Below are 23,413 nucleotides of genomic sequence, written 5' to 3'. Positions count from 1 at the left end.
ATTAATAGCTTAAAACTGCCATACCTAAACTAAATTAGCACTTTTATTTTGGCTTTAAGCCATTACAGGCCGCATTCTATAATATTGCATACAACCAAATTGCACAGCATTGGTAAGCAACAGCATAATAAACATAAGTAAGTGCGCCGTGCTTGGAGCCGCTGTTGTAAGCTCAACAACTAAGCCGCAAATACCAGCAATAAACTGCAAGCTAAAGTAGCGCGCGCTTAAATTACTCACATTACCCGTACGCAATGTTTTATAAGTTTGCGGCATAACACGTACCGAACTCATCACAAGGCCAACATACGTTAAAGCGCTTAATACCGTTGCAGTATCAAGGCTTGAATTTAAAAGCAGTGAAAAAGGCAGTAACGAAAAACCTAGCATAGTAACCAGCTGTACACGTTCTCGTTTAGCTGCGTTATAACGTGCAAAAAAATATAAAATAAGCCCGCTTAACGCACCGGTTACAATAAATGGTAACGCAATATAAAAACGCTCAAAATAAATATTGTAGGTTATAAAATAAAGGCTTTGTGCTAACCCAAACGTCATCATCAATAGTGATAAACCTGAGACACTACGATTTTTTCGAATTTTGTTTAGTAATGGTAAAAAACTAAAAACCAGAATAAATGAAGACAATATAGGCAAATAATGCGCCAAAGCAACCTCGCTCGTTACATAAATGTTAATTAAAAGCAGAAATAAAAACATTTAATAAACATTTGTTTTAAAAGGCTTTTACTATGAGCGCGGCATTGTAGAGCCGCGTAAATTTAACTCAACTAAATAAGATATTCTTGTTTTAGGTACTGGCAAGCTAGGTATACAAAAACCGTAGAATTAAGTTCACGGTTTACCGGTTTAATAGAAAGCCTCACCGCTAAACTATTAAATAAAAATGATAGTTGTTATCATGCGCAAGTCATTAGCTGCTGTATATAAAACTACCTATGAGAAAAACTCTTTTTAAAATTCACAGTTGGATCGCTCTAATAGCTATCATTCCATTGATTGTTATTAGTATTACAGGGAGCGTATTAGTTTTTAAAAGTGAAATAGATGGCTTACTTATGCCAAGCAGCCACTTTGTTGTAAATGCACTGCCAGAGCGCATGCCAATCGACACGTTAATTGCCAAAACAGAGCATGCTTACCCTGAATATGTAGTAGGTAGTTGGGAAATATTTAACGATGATACAGCTGATCGGGTTTACTTAGTCAAACGCGGCACAGAGCAATGGTATAAGTTTCATTTAAACCAGTATACGGGTGACATTTTGTCTGAACCTGTTGGTACCAGCCATTATTTTACCGATTGGTTTTTAGAACTACATTACACTTTTTTACTGAACGACTTTAAAAACCTGCCAGGGCAAACAGGCACTGTACTAGGCTTCTTTTTTGCTCTGTTTTTATTGGTATTAGGTATTACTGGGCTTATTATTTATCGTAAATTTTGGCAGCGTCTATTTAGTGTGCGCTGGCGTGCAACACTGCAAATTGTACTTAGCGACATTCATAAAATGACGGGGGTTATAGGATCTCCCATCATTATTATTTTAGCTATCACAGGTGGCTACTTTAACTGGGCGGTGTGGTATCACGAAGTTATTGAACACGCAGAGGAAGAGCACTTTGTACTAACCAAAAACCTACACAGTAGCGATATTTCATTTCAACACATACTCAATGACAGTAAAAAACAAATACCCACTTTTAACGGCACGTTTTTAGTTATGCCACTCGAGCCTGACGAAAACATTACCTTATTCGGCGAAGTCGATACCGCCAACCCACTTGCTAGTGAGTATGCCAATACTGTTAGCTATAACAAGCTAACAGGCGAGCACATAGCTAACTGGGATATTCGCGAAGTAGGCGTTGGCTGGCAGGTAATTGATAGTTTTAGAAAGCTTCATTTTGGCTACTTTGCAGGGCTAATAAGTAAAATACTGTGGTGCGTAATTGGTTTAAGCCCAGTGTGGCTAGCAGGTACTGGTTTTTACTTATGGTTTACTCGCCGAAAACGTAAAAAACAATCACAAAAAAACCGCTTAAGTAAACGCAGTACAGCAAGTGCTTGATTAAAAACCCACCACATTGTAATGTAAAATTTAACAATGGAGTGGGTTTATGATGTTTTATAAAGGAGTGGGTTTATGATGTTTTATAAAATAGCAGTCTGTATTACTTTTTTATATTTAGTTGGATGTAACACAACCAAGGTTCAGCAAGTAGAACAACAAATAGAGCTTGAACAACTATTAAACCATTCTTTGTTTAATAAACTCGACACTCCTTCTGAGTACAGTATTTTCGAGCTGCCAAATGCTGAAAAAGAAAAATTTTTAGCCTATGCCGAAAAACAAAAACAGTCTGAAATCCGTCATGACCGCATTATTTACAACTACCTCGAAAGCAACTTAGCTAACTTTAAATACCACGGCGATACACTTACTTCAGCCCAAGCCTTAAAACTTTCGCAAGGCAACTGTATTAGCTTAGCTGTTTTAACACAAAGCTATGCACAAACTCTCGGACTAGAAACGAGCTTTCAAGAAGTAACAAGTCAGCCTGTATACGCAAAAGAAAATAATGTTGTTTATGTAGCAAGCCACTTTAGAACAAGAGTATACGCCCCAAAAGTAGAGAAAAAAGATGATAATATTGTTGAATTTTTCAGAGCGGGCACCTTAATCGACTACTTTCCTACCCGTCGCAGTTTTTATTCAAGCAGTGCAGATTATAACGATTTAGTTTCGAAGTTTTACAGTAATTTAGCTGCAACAGCGCTAGCAGACAAACAGCTGGATATTGCTTACTCGCTTATTTTACAAGCAAACAAATACACTCCCAATGATCCTGAATTATTTAATATAGCGGGCATTTTGCATCGTCGGACTGGTGATTTACAAAGCGCTAAAAACATCTATCAAACAGCACTTAGTAATAATGAAATAAGCATTAATTTAATCAGCAACTATCAGCTTTTAGCTAAAAAATTAGGCGACAAAGAGCTTGTTAAAGAGCTCACTTCACAATTAGTTAATAAAGAAAAAGACCCATACGAATTACTAGTAATCGCTAAAAACGACTTACAAGCTGGCCACGCTCATCAGGCTAAAGCACACCTTGAGCAAGCTATTACTAAAGCGCCTTACATTGCTGAGCTATACTTGGAACTCGCAAAAGTTCGCTATCAACAAGGTAATATTAAACAAACACAAACCTTACTTGAGAAAGCAATTGAACTAGAACGTGATAATCAAAAACTCGATGTATATCAAGCTAAGTTACTATCCTTGCAGATGGATAAGTAACTTAGCCAATTGATATTTATAACGAATAATAAAAGCTCAGCCAAGCACGCATTTCATCATCAAAGCTACTGCCCTCAACCCGCGACACACCCATATTAAATGTTAAATCATTTACGCCTGCAGGCCCCATTCCAAAACTAAAGTCACCTTGGTATTTTAAGCCGTAGCTTTGTGCGTATACGGTGTCGTCGAGTTGATGTTGCTTATAATAAAGCCACGGCATGCCTTCTTTAAAGCTAAAGCCGCCACCGTAGCCTTGATAGCGCTTTGCAGTTGCACTGTAAAAAGGCAGCTCAGATGAAAGTACATATTCACTATTTTGCTGCTGATTAATAAGATTTGAGCTAAAGCCCCCTAATGCAAGGCTCCTGTCGTCACGTTGCTTTTGAGAAAAGTTTGCATAAAGAGGAATACCAAATGCTTTACCAAAAATTTTTGCTGCTAAATCATAACCTTGCCAATTATTACTTTTGCTACCGCCATCGTACCAACTCGCATAAATACTTTGGCCTATAGCAAAGTCTTGACGATCATATTGCCAATTTTGAGCAATACCTAAACGCGTCCAACTTTTATGGCTTTGCTTATAATCAGTGTAATTGTAGGCAAGCTCTGGTGTTAAACTTAACTGTCCAAATTTAACGGGGTAACTTATTGCGGCAAAACCACCACGGGCATCCATGTCTGCACTTAGACTTTGCTGATACTGGCGCGATGTATCTAAATTGTAGTCAAACAGTGCAAGTTTCAGTTTTACATCAAGCGCATTATATTTTGCCTGCACATAACCACCGTGCAATGCCCCATCGTGTAAATCAGTGCTATAACCCGCTTGTAAGTCGAGCTGCTTTAATAAGTCGCTACTTTTAATGCTTAAATCTAACAAACTGGTAGAAGCCGAATAATACTGGGAGCCAATCGCGAAAGTAGCGTGCTGGTCGAGCACGTTGTAATTTGTTTGCTCTGTAGTTTCGTGCTTATATATTTTAGCTTTTGGAAGTGTATGTTCGTTTACTATTAGCAGCGGTGCTTTTTTGTTAGCTGCAAACTCAGTAACTACAGTGCTTTTTATAGCTTTTGGCAGTGTTTTTACATTTGGCCCATCTGCAGTTATCGAAAAATAGAGTAACGAGCCATCGGCCATTTCAATTGGGTGGGCAACGGCATCTTGCCCTTGGGTTAACTTGGTGAGTGTTTTACTCTCTATGTTGTAGTTATAAATATCAGTAGCGCTATTTAAACCTGCAACAAAGTAAATTGACTCGCCATTAAGACTAAAGCTCGGCTGACTTAAATATTGATACCCGTTTGGCATAGGTACTAATTGCTGCTGATTGCCGCCTACATCTTGTATATACAATTGCCAGTTTTCATTTAATGATGTTGATAAATAAGCTAATTTAGTTTCATCAGGATTGAGTATTGGGTAATCGTAAGTTGTCTCAAGGCTTTTTGTAAATAATGGTGTGATGGTTTGCGTATTGAGATCAACCTTTACTAATTCAGAGTAGCCATCTCTTATTTGCTCGCCATACAAGGTTTCGCCGTTACTGGTTACGTTAAAACGACGTATACCAGCAAGTTCGGTAAGTTGTGTAATATTTCCAGTGTCAGTGTTATAGCTAAATATGTCAGACACTTTGTTATAAATACCCGACTCTTCATTGCTGTACGCATTGAAATATAACGTTGTGCTATTTACCCATTGAGGATTTGCAATACCGGCTCGGTTAATTTGATTAAGTACTTGTTTTTGTTCGCGCTTAAACACACTGGGCGCTGTATCGGGAATATCTTGTGCATCGTTTTCGAGTAGCTCTTTTTGCGCTTTAGTAAACTCTTCTTGCGCTTTAATGTTGTCATCAGTGCTATAAATTATAAGCTTGGTATTACTCTCTTTATCTCGCTCAACAATCGCAATTTTACTACCATCTTTTGAAAGTACTGGGTTACTTGCATATAAGTTAAGCTCAAGCCAAAGTTCACTATTAAGTAACGGCTCCCCTTGCTCTATTTGCATTGCTTTATAGGTATATTCAGCTATAAATCGGCGATATAGCTTGGCTGCACTTTGCCCAAACACACCGCTAAATGCCTCATCAAAATTCCGCGTTTTTACGCCTTGCATTCGCGCCCAAACACTATCGAGTGTTTGTTCTGAATAGTTTTTCTCTAACCAATTTAAAAAGCGACTACCCATTAAATACGCCATTGAGCCGCCCATAAAGCCCTGCTCGCCATTTAACTGCCCATAGGTTGGCAGTGCGCCCTGTTGAGCAAATTCTCGCAGTATTGACTCTGAGTAGTTATCAAACAAACGTCCACGACCCGTCATTTTAGACTCAATCAATGTGGCATAACCTTCGGCTACCCAGCGCGGCGTATCACTGTAGGTTAAGTCGTATAAATCCCATATACCACGTACTTTCTGCTGCCAGTCATTGCGTGTAGGCTGTGCTAAATGCACTAAGTGAATATATTCATGCAACACAAGCAACTGCTGCCAGCCAGCGCTGTTTGATATAACTGTGTCGGATTGTGGTGGGGTTGTAAAAAGTGCCATTACAGGGTTACTTGAGGTAGGTAGCGCAAAGCCGTTTGCTGCATTTAGGGGATCAAACACCACTACATCAACTGTTTTATCAAGTGCTCTGTTTTGCTGCTCAAGCACTTTGGTGCGTACTATTTCAAGCTCTGTTGCAGTTGATTTAGCAAAATCAGCATGCTCAACACTGTAGTGAATGTTGAAATGTTCAGTATGAATAGTTTGCCAATCGGCTGCAAAGCTTGGTGCTACTAGTAATAAAGCTGATGCGATAAGTGTTTTTTTCATGAGCGTCCCTAAAAGAATTCCTTAATACCATCTAGGGTATTATTAAATGTCTTTCATGGGCAGTAAGAAAGTGTAATAAAGCATGTGCAAATGTGTATTTACACATGTTTTATTAGGGGAGTTTACATCCAGCTGCGAGTATCTGACTCAATCTGCTTAATTGTAAAATCAATAATAAAGTCAGCATCTTGCTGCTTTATGTAGGGCATAAATGCAAAGCCAGAAGCAAGTTGTATATACAGGCTTTTTAAGCCTGACTTTCTCATTAAGTACGTGCTTATACTGCGTGCACTTTGCGCTTTATAAAGCTCAAAAACACGGTAATGAACGCCAACCATACCTTTGCGTACAACCATGTAAAATCGACCATTATCCTCATGCATGTAATAACCATAACGCTGATACGATAAAGTTACCAAGCCAGAAAACACCACCAAAACACCAAGGCTTATCAAAGTATTAATATCAGCAATAAAACAAAAGCCAAACACTAATGCACTCGGTAACAGTGAATAAAAGCCTAAATTTTTATACAAAAGCGCTCGCTCTGCGCGCTTAAAAGCGAGTTTTTTACTATTAAACCACGGGTAAATCCATTGGCATACACTATCAACTTGTTCGCTATTTAATACGGGTAATACCAAGGTTTGTTTATTTTTTTTAGCCGCAACACCGGCTGCTATTCCCCCGCTACTTGCTTGCAAGCACTCAACGGTAAATCGCTTTAGTAATCGCCCCATTAGGTTTTGCTTAATAACAATAGATTGCACTTTATCCATGCTCATTGAAAGCTGATGGCGCTCCAACAAGCCAGCAATACGTTTAAACTTTTGACCTTTAAAATAAAGCTCAAAGTTATAAAAACGAATAAGCGACATAGTCACCGATAGCATTACAGCCACCAAAACTAACAAAACAATTAAGGTGATCATCGCAAAGGTAGCAGCACTTGCCAGCATACCAAGCTCTTGTTGGTAAAAGCCTTCTACTTTCGCAATAATTTGCTTCTCTAAAAAATCAACAATCAGGTTTATAAAAGGGGCCAAAGCAGCGATTGCTAAAATAGCCATATTCGACATTAAACCAAATTTAGCTATTTCTTTATTGCTAATGCTTAGGCTGTTTTCGATAATGTCTGTTTTGCTTTGTTCAGTATTTTGTATTTCTTGCTGTTGCTGTGCTTTAAAATCAAATATTTGTTTACGCATTTGCTGTGCATAATCTTTAGTGACGCCAGGTAAAACAACTTCTTGTGACACACTGCCAGCTGCATCAAAAATACAATTAACTAAGTTTACGGGGGTAAAATAAAATGGCTCGGCAATATTAACGTTTTGCACACGACCAAATTTAAGCGTAAGTCGCTCTTTTTTAAATACACCTTTGTTAAGCAATATTTCGTTGTCGCTACTAATACAAAACTTAAAATTTAAATAATATAAAAATGAGTAAATAAGCAACGAAATTAGCGCAATCCCACCTGCAACCTGTGCCCAAAACAACTTATTTTCTACTTGAGTAACAAACACGACAAGCATAGGTAGTAAGTTTAAAAGGCCATCTTTTACAAAGCGCACACTAAAGTGCACAACAAAGTATAAAAGTGCCCAGGGCGATACTTTCTGCCAGTAAATAGGGCTCGCTTTATCTTCGATAGTTGTATTACTCATCGACTAAAGCTGCCTGAGTAGTTGCGTCGTCTTGGCGGTAGTTTTGTACAAATTGGCGCATATTTTTACAATCATCATGGGTTAGCCCACTAATTTGTAAATCGGCACTTACACCACCAGCGCTAAATAATTTAATACTCGCAAGGCTAAGTTTTCGCTCTATTGGCCCTTGGTGTATTTCCATATGCTGTACACGCGCTAAAGGTAATACCGTCACTTGTTGCCAAATAACGCCTTTTTTAAAAGCAATGTCATGATTTCGCACTGCAAAACCTCGTAACCTCACACTTATCATGTTGTACAGCATAGATACGGCCACCAAAATAGGCATACCAATTAGCAAATACGTTTGTGCATTATTAGCAAAGGCTTCATTAAAATAACAAACAGCAATAAGCGCTCCAATTAGCGGTATATAAAACAGAAGCGAGCTAAGCTGTGTATGTAATAAGGCTTTATCAGCCAATGGCTTAAAGCTAATATCACTATGCTTTGGTAAATCCATTATTTGTTGATTGTTAAACACTATTTGTCCCTATTCCTGCTTTTAATTATGACTAGCTTACCAACTAATGGTGGTTATTAAGGTGTGGCTTTGTTTTGGCTCAAGCGTTACTTTATCTGTCAGTACATTAGCAGCCTCTAAGCAGAGCATTGTTTTATATTCATCATCAGCAAAGTTAGATAAGCGTTTTGATTTTTCTATCCATGGATTCCACAGTACACACGAACTTGAGTTTTCGCGGCTCACATTAATAACACCTTCTGGCGTATTAATAGTTTGCATTGTATTTGCTTGTGTATAAACCATGTCGGTTTCGCGATTAAAGCTTACAACATCGTTTTGTACAAATGGCCCTTCGCTAAACTCAATATATTGGGCGCCTTGCAAACCATTTACATGGGTCTTTGTAATGTCTGATGTAGGAAAATAGGTATGCAGCGCTTGGGTAAAGCTAAATGGCGCACTCCCTAAGTTAGTGGTCGTTAAGCTAACCTGTAATTTATCGCTTAATACAAACTCAACTTTTAATGCTGACTGATATGGCCAATACGTTGTATTAACAAGCTTCATGGGTAGCTTTAAACTAACTGTAATTTTCTCATCAGATTCGTGTACTTCATCAGCTTGCCACACGCTTGTGCGCGCAAAACCATGGGCAGGCCACCCATCATTAGCGTGTGTACCAAACCACGGCCAACAAATAGGAATACCACCTCGAATACTTGCCTTTTCTTGATAAGTTTCGTCTTGTGATACCCATATAAGTGGCTTGTTATTTTTAGGGATAAACTCGGTAATTTGCCCACCTTGCAAAAATATTTTTGCATCGCACTTTGAGCTAGCTATTTTAATAAACTCAAGACCGGTTTCGCTTTGCTCAATGCTAACTGATGGCGATAATTTCATACCTTCCCCTATAATACTGATACTAAAGATTTTTAATATTTGTGCAGAAACAATAATGCATGCTTAAAGTATACGCTATTGATATTAAATATTGATTGCTAAATTTGTTCATTGCCGATTAATACATATACAGTAAACTCACAAACAATTACTTTGTACTAACAGCTGTAAATGAATAATACTAAAGTCTATACAATAAGACTTGCCAATTATTCACAACATACGTACTGTGCGCAACTTAATGCATACAAGATGCTAAGAAAATTTACTATAATTTAAACAATATAATTTTACATTAGTTACTGCTCTAACTATTAAAAACCAACAAAAGCGGCCTAATGTGCAATATATTGTTTGAATTCAATTTATTTGATGTGTAACATTTCGCGATTACGGCAAACTACCGCCCCATCGATGAGATAAGCAAATGCAAAAATATGACGAGTTATTGGTTTCTTTACGTAAAGTGATCCGCGCGATTGACTTACATTCTAAGCAGCTAAATAAAACTTCAGGTTTAACTGGGCCACAACTGCTTATAATGCAAGAAGTTGAAAAAACCGATGGAATAACAGCGAGCCGTATAGCTCAGAACGTAAATTTAAGCCCGGCAACGGTCACCAATATTCTCGACAGAATTGAAAGCAGAGATTTAGTAACACGCGTACGCAGTCAAATGGATAAACGCAGAGTGAGCTTATACCTCACCGAAAAAGGAAAAGAGTTACTTGATAAAGCACCTCAGCCATTGCAACAACACTTTATTGAAAAGTTTTCTGCGCTTGCTGAGTGGGAACAGAGCCTTTTACTCTCATCAATGCAGCGTGTAGCCGCGATGATGGATGCAGATAAATTAGATGCATCGCCCCTTCTAGAAGTTGGTGCACTTACTCAAGCTCCTAAAGAATAAACAATAAAAAAAATACATAGTTTTGTACTTACTCTAAACGTAAGGCGTTTTTTGACGTCTTGAATTTTTTATTTTTTAATCACAAGCAGAGCGGCTATTATGACTAAACTCTCAAAATTAACACTAGCACTAGTCCTAGGTGGTGTTACAAGCACTTCTTATGCGTCTGATGATCTAGACACACTACAAAGCCAACTTAAACAGCTAAAGCAACAAATGCAATTGCTTGAAAATAAGTTAGCTGATGAAAAAACAAAACAACAGCAAATTAATAAGCAGCACGAACAACAAGTTGCAAACATCAGTAAAAAATCTGATCAAAAAGTAGTTGAAGTTGCCGCAGCTGAACCTGAGAAAAAAAATGAAGGTATTAAAGTTGGTGGAGCAATACGCTTTAATTACAGCACCAACACATACGATGAAGATACCCAAGATCGCGGTGGCGATTTTGATTTTGATATTTTCCGTATAAATGTATCTGGTGAAATTAACGATATTTCACTTAACGGTGAAGTACGTTTTTACGATTACATGACCGTTGTTAAGTATGCTTACTTAGGTTACGAGTTTGCAGATGGCTGGGAAGGACAAGCAGGTATTGCACCCGTGCCTTTTGGTAATGGCCCATACAACTCACACAGCTACTTTTTCAGTACTAATTATTACGTAGGTCTAGAAGACGATTTTGATTTAGGTGTAGTAGTAAAACGTAAACTTAAAGATAACTGGAAACTAGACCTAGGCTTTTTCAAAAATGATGAGCTAGGTGGTATAGACGGTGGCTCTTCAGATATTAACCATCGTTACTCTTACGACATTATTGGTAGTCGTTCAGCAGAGGAAGATACATACGATGCACCAGGCTCTCGCATAGGCGAATACAATACGTTTGCCGGGCGTGCGACGTATCAAATTGAGCACAGCAAAAATATAACTACCGATGTGGGTGTATCATTATTAAGTGGTGGCTTACATGACGGTAACGATCGTGCAGGTAACTACGGCGCATGGGCATTTCATGTTGATAGCACAATTAACAACTGGAATATCCAATTTCAACACGGTGAATACGACTACGATCTAGACGACAGCAGCGACCGTTTTGTTGTTGGTGCGTATGCTTATTACGATACCGTATCTAGCGAAGCAACTATGACTAACTTTAACGTTGCTTATAATTACTCGCTTGATTGGGGCCCAGTTACCGACATTCAATTTTACAACGATTACGGCATTATTTATGACAAGTCTGACGATAGTGCAGATACATGGATGAACGTAACGGGTATGAGTGTTGCTGCAGGTGGTTTCTTTAGTTACTTCGACTTTATTCAAGCACGTAACCAGCCATTTATTGGCGGAACAATTATTGGTGATGGCGATACAGAACGTCGCTTCAACATAAATATTGGTTACTACTTCTAAACTGTTAACCGCATTTATTTTTTAAAAGGGCAAACTTAGTTTGCCCTTTTTTATTGATTTTAAGCTTCGAATTAATAGCTATTTAGCCTACAATTAGAGATACCATAACACGCCTAAAAAGAGCCTAAGTGAATATAAAAGCAGTGTTTATTTGTTATAAAAACTTATGGTTTAAAGCGCTTGGCTTAATACTTGTAGCCTTTGGTATTATTGGCATTGTGTTACCGGTCATGCCTACCACTATATTTTTTATTTTAGCGCTCACCTGCTTTACTCGCTCATCACCCGCGCTTGAACAATGGCTGTTAAACCACCCTCGTTACGGTGTAACTCTGCAGCAATGGCAAGCCCATAAAGTAGTGCCTGTTAAAGCCAAATGCTACGCCGCCATTGGCATGTTAATTGGATTTATATTTTTACTGTATTCAGCCGCCCCTATTTGGGTTATTTATCTAGTTGCAGTAATAGAAGTATCGGTAATGATTTACCTTATTTTAAGACCTTCCAGCCCCCCTAAGCATTAAATATTCATTTTTTACCTGCATACCACCTCTGTTTTAAAGTTTTTATGTAAAGATAAGTAAGTAAATTTGTAATAGCTAATGCAAATCATTATCATGTTGTAAATTTAATTTATTTACTGTTTTTATGTCGTTTATTAATAAGCGGGCTTTGTATAGCACAAGCCGTGCTCTACATATTTATATTTCTACAGCTTTGTTTTTTTTGCTTATTTTATTTTGCGTTAGCGGCATTGTGCTCAACCATATTGATTGGCTTAAAAACGACAAAAATAACGGCCAAGTAACGGCGGTAATTCCAGCTGAGCTAGTTACCAAAGCAAATGAGCAGCTAAATACCTTGCCAACGCTTTACCCAGAAATAGAAGCTTACTTAGCCGAGCAATATGCACTTACAAAAGTAAAAAGCATTGAGTGGGAAAAAGAAGACGCGCTTGTCATGCTCGACTACCCACTGCCTGCTGGGTTTGCTTACGCAGAGCTTGATTTTACAACTGGCGAGTTAAACCTTGATTACCAAACAGGTGGCTTTTTAAGCCTCATTGGCGACTTACATAAAGGCCGCCACAGCGGTGAAGTATGGAGTTGGGTGATTGATATATCTGCCGTACTAATGATTTTATTTGCCATCACCGGCATGATTATTTTGTTTCAAAATAGAAAAAAACGCTTAGCAGGAATATGGATAACCTTACTAGGAGTCGCAACTCCACTGGTTATTTATTTATGTTGGGTTCCACAAATAAAAGGAGTGCCTTAATGGTTAAATTTAAATTATTTATAAGCGCCGCATTACTGCTCGTAGCTGCGTTTTTTCAAACAACAGCGCATGCACAAACACCACAGCTAGAGGTTGAATTAACGCTTCCCGACTTAGAAGTACAACCGTATCACCGTCCATACGTTGCAGTTTGGCTTGAAACACCAGAGCGCAAACACGTTACAACGCTTGCACTTTGGGTACAAAAAGCAGAATGGTTTAAAGACTTACGCCAATGGTGGCGTAAAGCCGGTAAAAGCGATGCCAACTTTGACGGCATTAGCGGCGCAACAAAACGCGCGGGTACTTACACTATAAATTGGCAAGGTAACGATTTAGACGGTAACCCAGTAAAACCAGGTAAATACTTACTAAATATTGAAGTTGTACGCGAAGAAGGCGGTAGAGATTACGCCCGTGTTGAGCTTGATTTAACAAAGTCGGGAAAAATTACAATTGATGGTAAAAACGAGTTTTCACAAAGTTTCGTCACTGTAAGCACTAAGTAGCACCTATTTATTACTAGAATTTAAGCAAAGGAAAAATAATGAAAATTAATTTATTAAAAACTGCATTAATCGGCGCATTGAGCTTATCTGCTTTAGTGTCAACTTCAGCAAGTGCACACGGACGTTGGTTACTACCTTCGCATACATCTTTATCAGGCGATAAAGCGCATTACGTAATGATTGACGCAAGTATTTCAAACGAAATTTTTGCACCAGACAAAGCCTTTAAACCTAAAGAAAAAGGCGCCGAGTACGACGACACATTATTAATGGCACTTGCGCCTAATGGTGAGCCAGTATCTGAAACCATCCGTGCTTATTACTTAAAACGTAAAAGCTCAGCTGCGGTAAGCTTAACAGAGCAAGGCACTTACCACATTGCAATGACCCAAAAGCCAATGTATATGACCTTCTATAAAAACGAAGAAGGTAAGCGCAAGCGCGTATTTGGTAAAAAAACAGAAGCCGAGTTACCAAGCAACGCTAAAGATGTAACTACAACGAAGGTTATTTCAACAGTAGATACATTTGTAAGCCGAAATGGCACCTCAAAGCCTGCACAGTTAGGTTTAGGCTTAGAGCTTAGTGGACCAACGCATCCAAATGACTTATTTGTAGGTGAAAGCGCTAAGTTTCAGCTTTTACAAGATGGTAAATCTGCCGGTGAAGGCATTGAAGTAAGTATTTTAAAAGGCGACACACGCTACCGTAACGACCGTGGCGAAGTAAAAGTAACGACCGATAAAGAAGGTATGTTTACAATTACGTGGAAAGAACCAGGCCTATACCTAATCGAAACCTCTAACAAGGTTACCGTAAATGAAGAAGGCGTAGATGCAGGACGTTATGCATTATTTACAACGCTTGAAGTTGCCCCTGAATAATTTAAATCACTAAATTTAAAAAATTGAAAGGCCAAGCATTTGCTTGGCCTTTTTACGTCTTACTAACTTTTATCTAAAATTCCCTTGAATTCGCAACCATTCGACACAAGATTGCAACTACAACGATCCAAACGCCTATATCGCGCGTAAACACTGGGGCGTGTTGGCCTTTGTGGATTGAAATTTATTCAATCTAGGAGCGATTTAATCGCGGCGCGAGGTTTGTAACCTAGTGGGCTAAGTAAAAACTGAGTAACAAAGAGTTAATCGTTCCTAGAAAGAACCCAAAGGGCAGCGCATGTTTGGCATTTATGCTGCGTTATCGCCTATTTATGGGGAGTAACCACACTACATAGGCTCTGCCTTGCCTAAAAGCCAAACATACTGCTGCAAATTCAATCACCAAGGCAACACGCCCCAGCTTCACGTGTTAACAACTTAGAATATCTTAGATAGTTTTTATCTTTGCACTAGGGTAGTCGCTTCTATATGATGCGCTCCTTTTCGACTAGCAGCTCTTGGGGAACAATTAATGACTTTTAAGCGTTTATCTGCAAATAAACTAGCACTTAGCTTGGCCGTTACCACTGCACTTAGCACACCTTACTCTATGGCCGTTGCCGCAGAGCAAGATAATCAAGCAGAAAAGAATATCGAAGTAATTTCGGTTACCGGTACTCGCAGAAGCTTACGCAGTATTGCCGAAAGTACGGTACCCGTAGATATTATTACCAGCGGTGATATGCAAAGTACGGGTCAGCTAGAAATAAGCCAAATACTAGCAAACCAAGTACCTAGCTTTAACTACCCAAGTGCCACTATGGGTGATGGTACTGACCATGCAAAACCAGCTGTTTTACGTGGATTAGCACCCGATCACACATTAGTACTTATAAACGGTAAGCGCCGCCATGCCGGTGCGCTATTAAACTTAGCGGGTGTTGTTGGCCGAGGCTCTACAGCTGTTGATTTGAACATGATCCCAACCTCTGCAATTAAACGTGTTGAAGTACTACGTGATGGCGCAGCCGCACAGTACGGTTCTGATGCAATTGCTGGGGTAATTAACATTGTACTTAAAGATGCCTCAGAAGGCGGTAGCGTAAGCGTAACGTACGGTAAATACGATACTCAAATGGCTGGTGTATCTCAGCTAGAAAGCACCTATGCAGACGCAAACGGCGACTTAGCCTTTAATACCGGTGGCGACAGAGAAGTAAACGACGGTGCGACACGCACTGTTAGCGCAAACTCTGGTTTTGCGTTATCTGATAACGGCTTTGTAAACGTATCAATTGAATACCGCGATAACGACTCAACGCAACGCTCAGGCTTTGACCCTCGCGAACAATACAGTCGCCTTGATGATGGCAGCCTAGACCCACGCGAATTTACTATCGATCGTTACAACCACCGCTTTGGTAAAGCAGACCTTGAAGATTACGCGTTGTTTTACAACATGGGTTACGATTTAGATAACGGCTTAAACCTTTATTCATTTGGTAGCTACTCAAAGCGTGAAGGTAATTCAGGTGGTTTTTACCGCCGAGCAAAAGACAGCCGTAACGTTTTAGAAGTGTACCCAGATGGCTTTTTACCGCAAATTGAAACAGACGTACAAGACTACTCATTTGCATTGGGCTTACAAGGCGAAACTAACGACTGGACATGGGATGTAAGTACCAACTACGGCCGCAACGACTTTGGTTTCGGTGTTGTAAATAGTATTAATACATCACTAGGTGCCGACAGCCCAACCGAATTTGACAACGGTGCATTGGTTTACGATCAGTTTTTAGTAAACGCAACGGCCAATACCACTCTCGATTTAGGCTTACCTGATGACGTATTTTTTACCGTAGGTACTGAATATCGCCACGAAAGCTACAAAATAGAAGAAGGCGAAGAAGCGTCTTACATCACCGCACTTGATAGCGATGGTAACCCAATTGCAGCCGGTGGCGCGCAAGTACTTGCTGGTTTTGGACCAGAAAGTGCGACTGACGAAAGCCGTCATAACATCGCTTTATTTGTTGAGTTTGATACCTACTTAACAGAAAACTGGAACGTCGTTTTAGCGGGTCGTTATGAAGATTACAGCGACTTTGGTGACACATTTACTTCTAAGCTTGCTTCGCGTTACAGCATTACTGAAAACCTATCACTGCGCGGTGCAATTAGCACAGGTTTCCGTGCGCCATCTTTAGCGCAAAGCTCGTACCGCCAAATATCAACCGTACTTGAAAACAACCAACCATTTGAAGTTGGTTTATTCCCAACTGATTCTGCAGCAGCGCAAGCGCTAGGTGCCCAGCCATTAGATGCTGAAGAGTCAGTAAACGTTACAGCTGGCTTTATTTACACTCAAGGGAGCTTTAGCTTAACCGTTGATGCATACCGTATTGATATTGATGACCGTATTGTATTGTCTGAAAACCTAGAGGGCGATGCAGTTGTTGAAATACTACAAAATGCCGGTGAGCTAAACACCGAAAGCGTACGTTACTTTACCAACGCTATCGACTCGCGCACGCAAGGTGTAGATATAGTGGCCACTTATAACCTAGATTTAGACAACTTAGGTGATTTACGCCTAAACGTAGCTGCTAACTTTAACGATACCGAAGTAACACACGTAAACGACAACCCAGCACAGCTTAACTCACTAGGTGACGACTACGTAGTGTTTGCACGTCGTGAAGTAGGTCGCTTTGAAGAAGGCACGCCAGATAGCAAATGGAACCTATCAGCAGTGTGGAACTTTAACGAATGGCAAACAACGCTTCGTGCCACACGTTATGGTGAAGTCGCTGATATATCAACTACAGCCGATCGCGATGAATACCTAGACCCTAAATGGATCACCGACCTAGAAGTGGCATACCGTCCAGACGAATATTGGAAATTTGCCGTTGGTGCAAACAACTTATTCGATCAGTACCCACAAGCAACCGTGGATAACATTGGTTACTCTGACTTTGGCCAAATATTCCCGTACACACCGTATGCACCTTACGGATTAGACGGGCGTTTCTTATACGGTAATATTACTTACAGCTTTTAATTTAAATTTAAATTTAATGAGTTAAATTAAAATCCGATATGGCATGCCATATCGGATTCTTTATATTTAAAAAATAGTAATAAAAATAACCATCCTAGCTATAATCAAATAAATTCAGCAATAACACCTTCAACATAAATTGCTAACTTTTTATTATTATTAAATTTTTTTTATATGATAAATTGATTATTAGGTTAATTTAGTTGCTAGTAAGTCATCAAAAAACAACTTAAAACGCCTATAATTAAACTAAGTACGCATAAATACCGTCTTTCTTTGGAGTGAAGTATGAGCTATAAAAACTGGTCAATATCAAAACAAATTGGTGCCCTAGCATTCACTTTAACGTTATGTATTTTTAGTTTAGTGGGACTATCTACCTATTTAATCTCGGCTAATACACTTTCTGAAAAAAGTGAAACTGCGATTAAGTCTGAAATAACCGCTATTTCAGATCTTTTAGAACTCCAATACGACAGCCTACTTGCAATAGCAAAACGCAATGCGACCGTATTTAAAGGTATGTACCCTGGTGAATTTAAAAAAAGCGATCAAAAAGTAATGGTCGTAGATACTATGGTTCCTATTCTTTTACATGATGGTGAACAGGTTAATAACAATATCGATATTGTTGAAAATTACGCTAAATTAACCGGAGGTAACGCCACGGTATTTATGCGAGATGGGGATGATTTTTTTCGTATTACTACCTCTTTAAAAAAGAGTGATGGGCAACGGGCTATTGGCACATACCTAGGAAAAAAACACCCAGGCTATCAGCCTCTTATGAACGGTCAAAGCTATGAAGGTTACGCTAAATTATTCGGCAACGAGTATATGACTGTTTACCAACCAATTAAAAATAAACAAAACCAAGTAATTGGTATTTTATACATAGGTTTTAATATAAACGATGCACTGGCATCGCTGAGAGAGTCTGTTAATAAAATAGTAATTGAAGAAAGCGGTAACTTATTTGTTTTCAGAAATACAAATGATGTAGTTATAGCGGGTAAAGAGGCCGCAGTTGACTCAAAAGTGAACTCCAAAGCACTTGATGGGCTTAATCTAGAGGCAATTAAAAAGGGTCTGTCATTAAAATACAATAGTGAAAATAACACCCCGATGTTTGCTTACAGTAAAACGGTACCTGGGTGGGATTGGACCTTACTTGGTCGTGTAAAAGAAAGCGAACTCACTGAAGAAAGCATAAAACTAATGGTAGTTAACAGCATAACGTCTGTTGGGGGGATCCTTGCTATCTCAATTTTACTTTTTTGGGTGCTAGTAAAAACACTTAAACCATTAAGACAGTTAACACGTAGCGTTGATGCATTAGGTAAAGGTGATTTGTCACAACATTTTTTAAATACCAACACAAATAGTGAAAATGAAATAGACCAAATTACCGCGAGTGTAAGCAGCATGTCGGTTGAACTCAAAAAACTAATACTCGCCTTACAAAACTCTGTAGTTGAGCTGGAAAAGCAAGCGGGCATCTCCAAAAAAATTGCACTCACTAACGGCAAAGAAGCACATGCAATGATGGGGCAAACAGATCTAATAGCCACCGCCATCGAAGAAATGTCAGTATCCATTAAAGATGTAGCCAATAACGCAAATGAAGGCGCTCAACGAACCCAACAAGTTGATGCAGAAGCTCAATTAGGTCGAACACAATTAACCCAAGTTGTTAATGATTTAATGCAACTAAGCCAACAGTTAAATGATAGCCATAACTCTGTAGAAAAAGTAAACACCGCGAGTAACGAAATAAGTAAAGTAACCGAAGTAATTAATGGGATTGCTGAGCAAACAAACTTACTAGCACTTAATGCAGCAATAGAAGCGGCAAGAGCTGGCGAACAAGGTAGAGGGTTTGCAGTTGTAGCCGATGAAGTTAGAACATTAGCGCAGCGCACTCAAAAATCAATTTTAGAAATTAGCCAAACAATTGAACAGCTACAAATACAAGTTACCGCCGCAACTAAACAAATGGAACAAAGCCGTCAGTTGGGTATTAAATCAGCTGAAGAGGGCGAAAAAACAGGAGAGCAACTTAACTTAATCACTCAAAGTATTGGTGATCTAACTCGCTCATCAAATAATATAGCTGAGGCAACAGATCAACAAAGCACCGTTGCAGCAGAGATTACTCAAAATTTACACTCTATAAGCCAACTCGCTAAAGAGGGTGAGTCTCGCACGCAAAGTACTGTAAATTCGGCAAGTGAACTAATGACATTAGCTGAAAAAATTAAGCAACAAATAAGCTACTTCAGAGCACATTAATACCACAGTTAAAGTTTCTAAATTAAACAAAGGATGCATCGCGCATCCTTTTTTATTAATAGTTAGTTACTTTAACCACTTATTAGTATTTCAACTTTCATAAAAAAACACCACCCTATATAAAACAATAACTTACATTTCGGCCTCATTTTTGCTCTATATTGTTTATATAAATACAAACAATAAATACCAAAGGACTAAACATGAGCTCATCAACACAATTAAGTATTGCAAAACCACTTTCACTTATTGGCGGCATTTTATTATTAAGTGGCTGTGTATTTCATATATCGCCAAGCGTTGCGTCGGTAAAACAAACTAAACAGCTATCACTGCCAAGTAATAATTTAGAATATTTAAATGTGTTAAGCGGCGCAGGTAGCCTTGAAATAAAAGGCTCAAAAACGGCCACCAGCATCAGTGTTGATGCCACTATTTACACAGCCGACATTGAAGACGAATACGAGCTAACGCTCGAGCAAGACGGTAAACAGGCAAAGCTTGTTGCCCAAAATAAAAGCCGTAATGGTATTAGCTTTTACAGTGGTCAATCTCCAAGTATTAATTTAGTGGTTACTGTGCCAAGTAATCTAAATTTAGATATTGATGATGGCTCTGGCGACATTTTAATAAATGCTATGCAAAGCAATATTGATGTAAAAGACGGCTCAGGAGATTTAACAATAAGCGGTGCTAAAAACCTAACTGTTGACGATGGCTCAGGTGAAGTAAACCTTGAAAACATCGCAGGTAATTTAGAACTAACCGACGGCTCTGGCAGTATTCATATAAACAACGTAACCGGCAATGCAACTATTGACGATGGTTCTGGCGAAATGCACGTGAGCAACATAAGCGGTTCGCTAAACGTTGAAGATGGATCGGGTGATATAACAATCAATAATATAAGCGGTGCTGTTAATGTTGATGATAACTCTGGCGACATGATCATTGAGCATATTGGCTCAAGCGTAACAATTGAAGACGGTTCGGGTGATATTCGCGTTAATCATGCAAAGGGGCTGACTATTACTGAGTCGGGCTCGGGCGATGTAAGTATCGATAATATTAGCGGTTCAGTAAAAGTAGCAGACTAACTTTATTTAAGCGTTATTCAACTGCCATTTAATATACTTTATGCCCTCTCAATCTGGGCATAAAGCACTCCTCTCAAAGTATAAGTTATTTAAAAGCAGCACTGTTTCACGTTAACTATTTCCTAAAATAATATAAAAAGTACTTATTTGATTTATTTTTTTGCTTTATAGCTAATTTCGGTACATATTAGTATTCGACTTTATTAAAAGGATATTAATACTATGAAATGGAAGCTCTTAATTCTAATCACGACTCTATTCACGCTTGTTGCATGTGGCTCTGGTGGTTCAGACTCCAAAACAGTAACTAAACCGCTCAGCACTAACACAAAGCCTGTTGCGGTTATCACCACCGAGCAATCGGGGTTTAAAGTAAATACCACCCTCGTTTTTAGCGCAGCACAAAGTAGCGACCCCGATGGCGATGCACTCACCTATCAATGGCAATTAACCAGCAAAAACGAACAAGTAGAAATACCGATTACGGTTAATAACGAAAGTACCGTTGAGTTTTCGGTATCTGAAGCACAAGAGTACCAATTAGTATTAACCGTGAGTGACGGCAAGCTTTCAAGCACACCTGCACAAAAACAACTCACCGTTACTGCAAATACCCAACTAATTGCTAACGCAGGTAGCACACAAACCGTTAAACAAGGTGATGTTGTGCTTTTAAATGGCGCGCAAAGTAGCACAACCAGCGGCGCCATTAATCAATACAAATGGCAATTTATTACCAAGCCCGTAGCAAGTAATGCAACGCTTGAAAATGCGACTCAAGTAAAAAGCCAGTTTGTTGCCGACGAAATAGGCGAGTTTAAAGTTGAGCTTACCGTTACTGATTCACAAGGTGATACGGCAAGCACTGTCGTACTCATAAAAAGTGAATCACTTAATTCTAACTCATCGCCACAAGCGGTTATAAACGTAGAAAATCAAACAATTGCCCAAAATGAAGTTGTTACACTTTATGGTAACCAAAGTACTGATCCCGATAAAAACGATACGCTTAGTTATGCCTGGGCAATTACATCAAAACCCCAGGGCAGCACGCCAGCTCTTTCAAACATGCAAAATCATACCGCTGGGTTTTCAGCGTCAACAGCTGGAGATTACACGCTTTCACTCACCGTTACCGATCAACAAAACGAAAGTGATACCGCATCAGTTACTTTAACTGTTACCACAAGTAATAAAGCCCCAGTTGCAACACTTGAATCCGAACGTGATATTACGTTAAACGAATCAACCACTTTGCAGTGCCAACAATGCAGCGACCCAGACGGAGATACGCTGAGTTATAACTGGCAGTTACAAGCCAAGCCTGTAAATAGTGCATCGCAACTGACTAACAACACATCAACAACGCCCTCTATTGTTGCCGATAAAGAAGGCGACTACGTTGTAGTGCTTACAGTGTCTGATGGGCAATTAAGCTCAAACCAAGCAACCTCAGTACTGCACGCCAGTAGTAATAAAAAGCCTATTACTTTGGTAACTTATGCAACCTCCATAACGGTTGATGAACAAGTTTTACTTGATGCCTCAACTAGTTACGATCCAGAGGGCCAGCCACTAAGCTACCAATGGGAAATCATTTCGTCGCAAGGCCAAGCAACGCTTAGCAGTAATACAATATCAAAACCAACGTTTAGCGCATCAGTAGAGGGACAAGTGGTTATTTCGTTACGCACTAACGATGGCGTGCAGTTCTCTGACACAAAAACCCTAACAATTGATGTAATACAAAACGCATTGCCAGTAATTAGCTTCACGGGGGAGCAATCACGCTACGATGTAGTGGGCAATGCAGTTACATTTGATGTAAGCCAAAGTTACGACCCAGAGGGAACCTCTCTCGATTACGCTTGGACGCTATCAGCCCCTTCAGGCTCGAGCACCGGTTTAAGCAATACAAACCAAAGTATTACCGAATTTATCGCCGATATGACAGGTAGTTACACGCTAACCGTTGTCGCAACTGATGCTGATGGCTTTTCAAAAAGTGTGCAATTTTCAATTACAGTAACTAACTCTGCACAACTTACCGGTCGCATTAAAGGACAACTCACTAATGTGCAAAAAGCGGCTATAAGCAATGCACAGCTAACAATTAATGGACAACAGTACAGCACCAACACAAATGGCTTTTTTGATGAAGAGGTTAATTTAGCGCAAGGTGAAAAAATAACGATAAAAACAGCAGATCAAAGGATTGCAGTTGGGGAATATAACTCTGTAGCAATTACGCAAAGCAACTTTACTGTGGATATAGGCCAAAATAGCATGCCCGTTTTACAAGCTGTTGAGGTTTCGGTATTTGTGTGTGCTGAGTTTTCAGGCCCCGACACAGTTAACCTACGCTTTAACATGGTAGATACACTTTTAGCGTCAGATAGCTTTCAATTTAGCTTTGATCAAACAAAACCACTTACTTTGCAAAAAAGCGGAAGCACTTACCTCGATAGCGAATTAGATATCGACCTACCTGCATCAGCCGAATTTGAAGTAACAGTAATTGAAACAAACGTTGAAAATACAATCAGCTCAAACATTACTATTTACCATTCTGATTCAGGCCAACCAAGCTCAGCAATTATAAGTATTTGTAATATTTAGCCCCCAAATAAGCCCTTTAACATAAGGTGCTATTTTTAGCCCAGTAGTTATAACCATTAGTGTTATAACTACTGATAAATAAGCAACTT

General features: G+C 39.2%; 17 protein-coding genes. 12 read left to right on the top strand and 5 right to left on the bottom strand.

What is annotated here, in order from left to right; all coding sequences use genetic code 11:
* Positions 1-54 precede the first annotated feature (54 nt).
* Positions 55-669, bottom strand: a complete 615-nt coding sequence (locus I6E85_RS10285; protein WP_024589621.1) for a PQ-loop repeat-containing protein — start codon at positions 667-669, stop codon at positions 55-57.
* Between the two features lie 290 nt (positions 670-959).
* On the opposite strand from I6E85_RS10285, the gene I6E85_RS10280 reads away from it, so the two are divergent.
* Entirely contained in the window at positions 960-2,093 is a 1,134-nt protein-coding gene (locus I6E85_RS10280) for a PepSY domain-containing protein (RefSeq protein WP_024589620.1), read from the top strand.
* A gap of 75 nt (positions 2,094-2,168) precedes the next feature.
* Positions 2,169-3,329 (top strand): lipopolysaccharide assembly protein LapB, encoded by a 1,161-nt coding sequence (locus I6E85_RS10275; RefSeq protein ID WP_197236930.1) that lies wholly within the window; start codon positions 2,169-2,171, stop codon positions 3,327-3,329.
* A 16-nt stretch (positions 3,330-3,345) separates the two neighbouring features.
* Here the strand turns inward: I6E85_RS10275 and I6E85_RS10270 are convergent, their stop codons facing one another.
* The 4 genes from I6E85_RS10270 to I6E85_RS10255 form a co-directional block, all read right to left on the bottom strand.
* Positions 3,346-6,162 carry a hypothetical protein gene (locus I6E85_RS10270; protein WP_197236929.1) on the bottom strand — a complete coding sequence of 939 codons (2,817 nt, stop codon included), beginning with the start codon at positions 6,160-6,162 and terminating at the stop codon, positions 3,346-3,348.
* Between the two features lie 122 nt (positions 6,163-6,284).
* Positions 6,285-7,832: a PH domain-containing protein gene (locus tag I6E85_RS10265; protein WP_024607264.1), complete on the bottom strand. Its 1,548-nt coding sequence runs from the start codon at positions 7,830-7,832 to the stop codon at positions 6,285-6,287.
* On the bottom strand, positions 7,825-8,358 hold the full coding sequence (locus I6E85_RS10260; RefSeq protein ID WP_024589616.1) for a PH domain-containing protein: 534 nt from the start codon (positions 8,356-8,358) through the stop codon (positions 7,825-7,827). Before I6E85_RS10260 ends, I6E85_RS10265 begins: the two co-directional genes overlap by 8 nt.
* A 36-nt stretch (positions 8,359-8,394) precedes the next feature.
* The gene (locus I6E85_RS10255) at positions 8,395-9,243 is read right to left on the bottom strand and encodes a D-hexose-6-phosphate mutarotase (protein WP_101163835.1); all 849 of its coding nucleotides are present in this window, start codon (positions 9,241-9,243) and stop codon (positions 8,395-8,397) included.
* 427 nt (positions 9,244-9,670) lie between these two features.
* Between I6E85_RS10255 and I6E85_RS10250 the strand changes: the two genes are divergently transcribed.
* The 10 genes from I6E85_RS10250 to I6E85_RS10205 all read left to right on the top strand — a co-directional run bounded on the left by I6E85_RS10250 (position 9,671) and on the right by I6E85_RS10205 (position 23,324).
* A complete protein-coding gene (locus tag I6E85_RS10250) occupies positions 9,671-10,153 on the top strand; it encodes a MarR family winged helix-turn-helix transcriptional regulator (RefSeq protein WP_024589614.1) in 483 nt (160 codons plus the stop codon).
* Positions 10,154-10,252: 99 nt separating this feature from the next.
* Complete coding sequence (locus I6E85_RS10245) at positions 10,253-11,578, top strand: carbohydrate porin (RefSeq protein WP_197236928.1); 1,326 nt, start codon at positions 10,253-10,255, stop codon at positions 11,576-11,578.
* A 128-nt stretch (positions 11,579-11,706) separates the two neighbouring features.
* Positions 11,707-12,102: a YbaN family protein gene (locus I6E85_RS10240; RefSeq protein ID WP_197236927.1), complete on the top strand. Its 396-nt coding sequence runs from the start codon at positions 11,707-11,709 to the stop codon at positions 12,100-12,102.
* 124 nt (positions 12,103-12,226) lie between these two features.
* Positions 12,227-12,859, top strand: a complete 633-nt coding sequence (locus tag I6E85_RS10235; RefSeq protein WP_197236926.1) for a PepSY-associated TM helix domain-containing protein — start codon at positions 12,227-12,229, stop codon at positions 12,857-12,859.
* A complete protein-coding gene (locus I6E85_RS10230) occupies positions 12,859-13,368 on the top strand; it encodes a DUF2271 domain-containing protein (protein ID WP_007580449.1) in 510 nt (169 codons plus the stop codon). Before I6E85_RS10235 ends, I6E85_RS10230 begins: the two co-directional genes overlap by 1 nt.
* 38 nt (positions 13,369-13,406) lie before the next feature.
* Complete coding sequence (locus I6E85_RS10225; protein ID WP_197236925.1) at positions 13,407-14,252, top strand: DUF4198 domain-containing protein; 846 nt, start codon at positions 13,407-13,409, stop codon at positions 14,250-14,252.
* Between the two features lie 532 nt (positions 14,253-14,784).
* Entirely contained in the window at positions 14,785-17,316 is a 2,532-nt protein-coding gene (locus I6E85_RS10220; protein WP_197236924.1) for a TonB-dependent siderophore receptor, read from the top strand.
* 288 nt (positions 17,317-17,604) lie between these two features.
* A complete protein-coding gene (locus I6E85_RS10215; protein WP_182672113.1) occupies positions 17,605-19,608 on the top strand; it encodes a methyl-accepting chemotaxis protein in 2,004 nt (667 codons plus the stop codon).
* A 203-nt stretch (positions 19,609-19,811) separates the two neighbouring features.
* Positions 19,812-20,705 (top strand): DUF4097 family beta strand repeat protein, encoded by an 894-nt coding sequence (locus I6E85_RS10210; RefSeq protein ID WP_024589607.1) that lies wholly within the window; start codon positions 19,812-19,814, stop codon positions 20,703-20,705.
* A 222-nt stretch (positions 20,706-20,927) separates the two neighbouring features.
* Positions 20,928-23,324, top strand: coding sequence for a PKD domain-containing protein (locus I6E85_RS10205; RefSeq protein ID WP_197236923.1), 2,397 nt, complete (start codon positions 20,928-20,930; stop codon positions 23,322-23,324).
* Positions 23,325-23,413 lie beyond the last annotated feature (89 nt).

Origin of the sequence: Pseudoalteromonas sp. NZS71 (genome assembly GCF_015864715.1) — a bacterium.
In the GTDB taxonomy this organism is placed as follows: domain Bacteria; phylum Pseudomonadota; class Gammaproteobacteria; order Enterobacterales; family Alteromonadaceae; genus Pseudoalteromonas; species Pseudoalteromonas arctica.
Note: the sequence above shows the minus strand (reverse complement) of the source record. Positions and strands in the feature narration are given on the sequence as shown.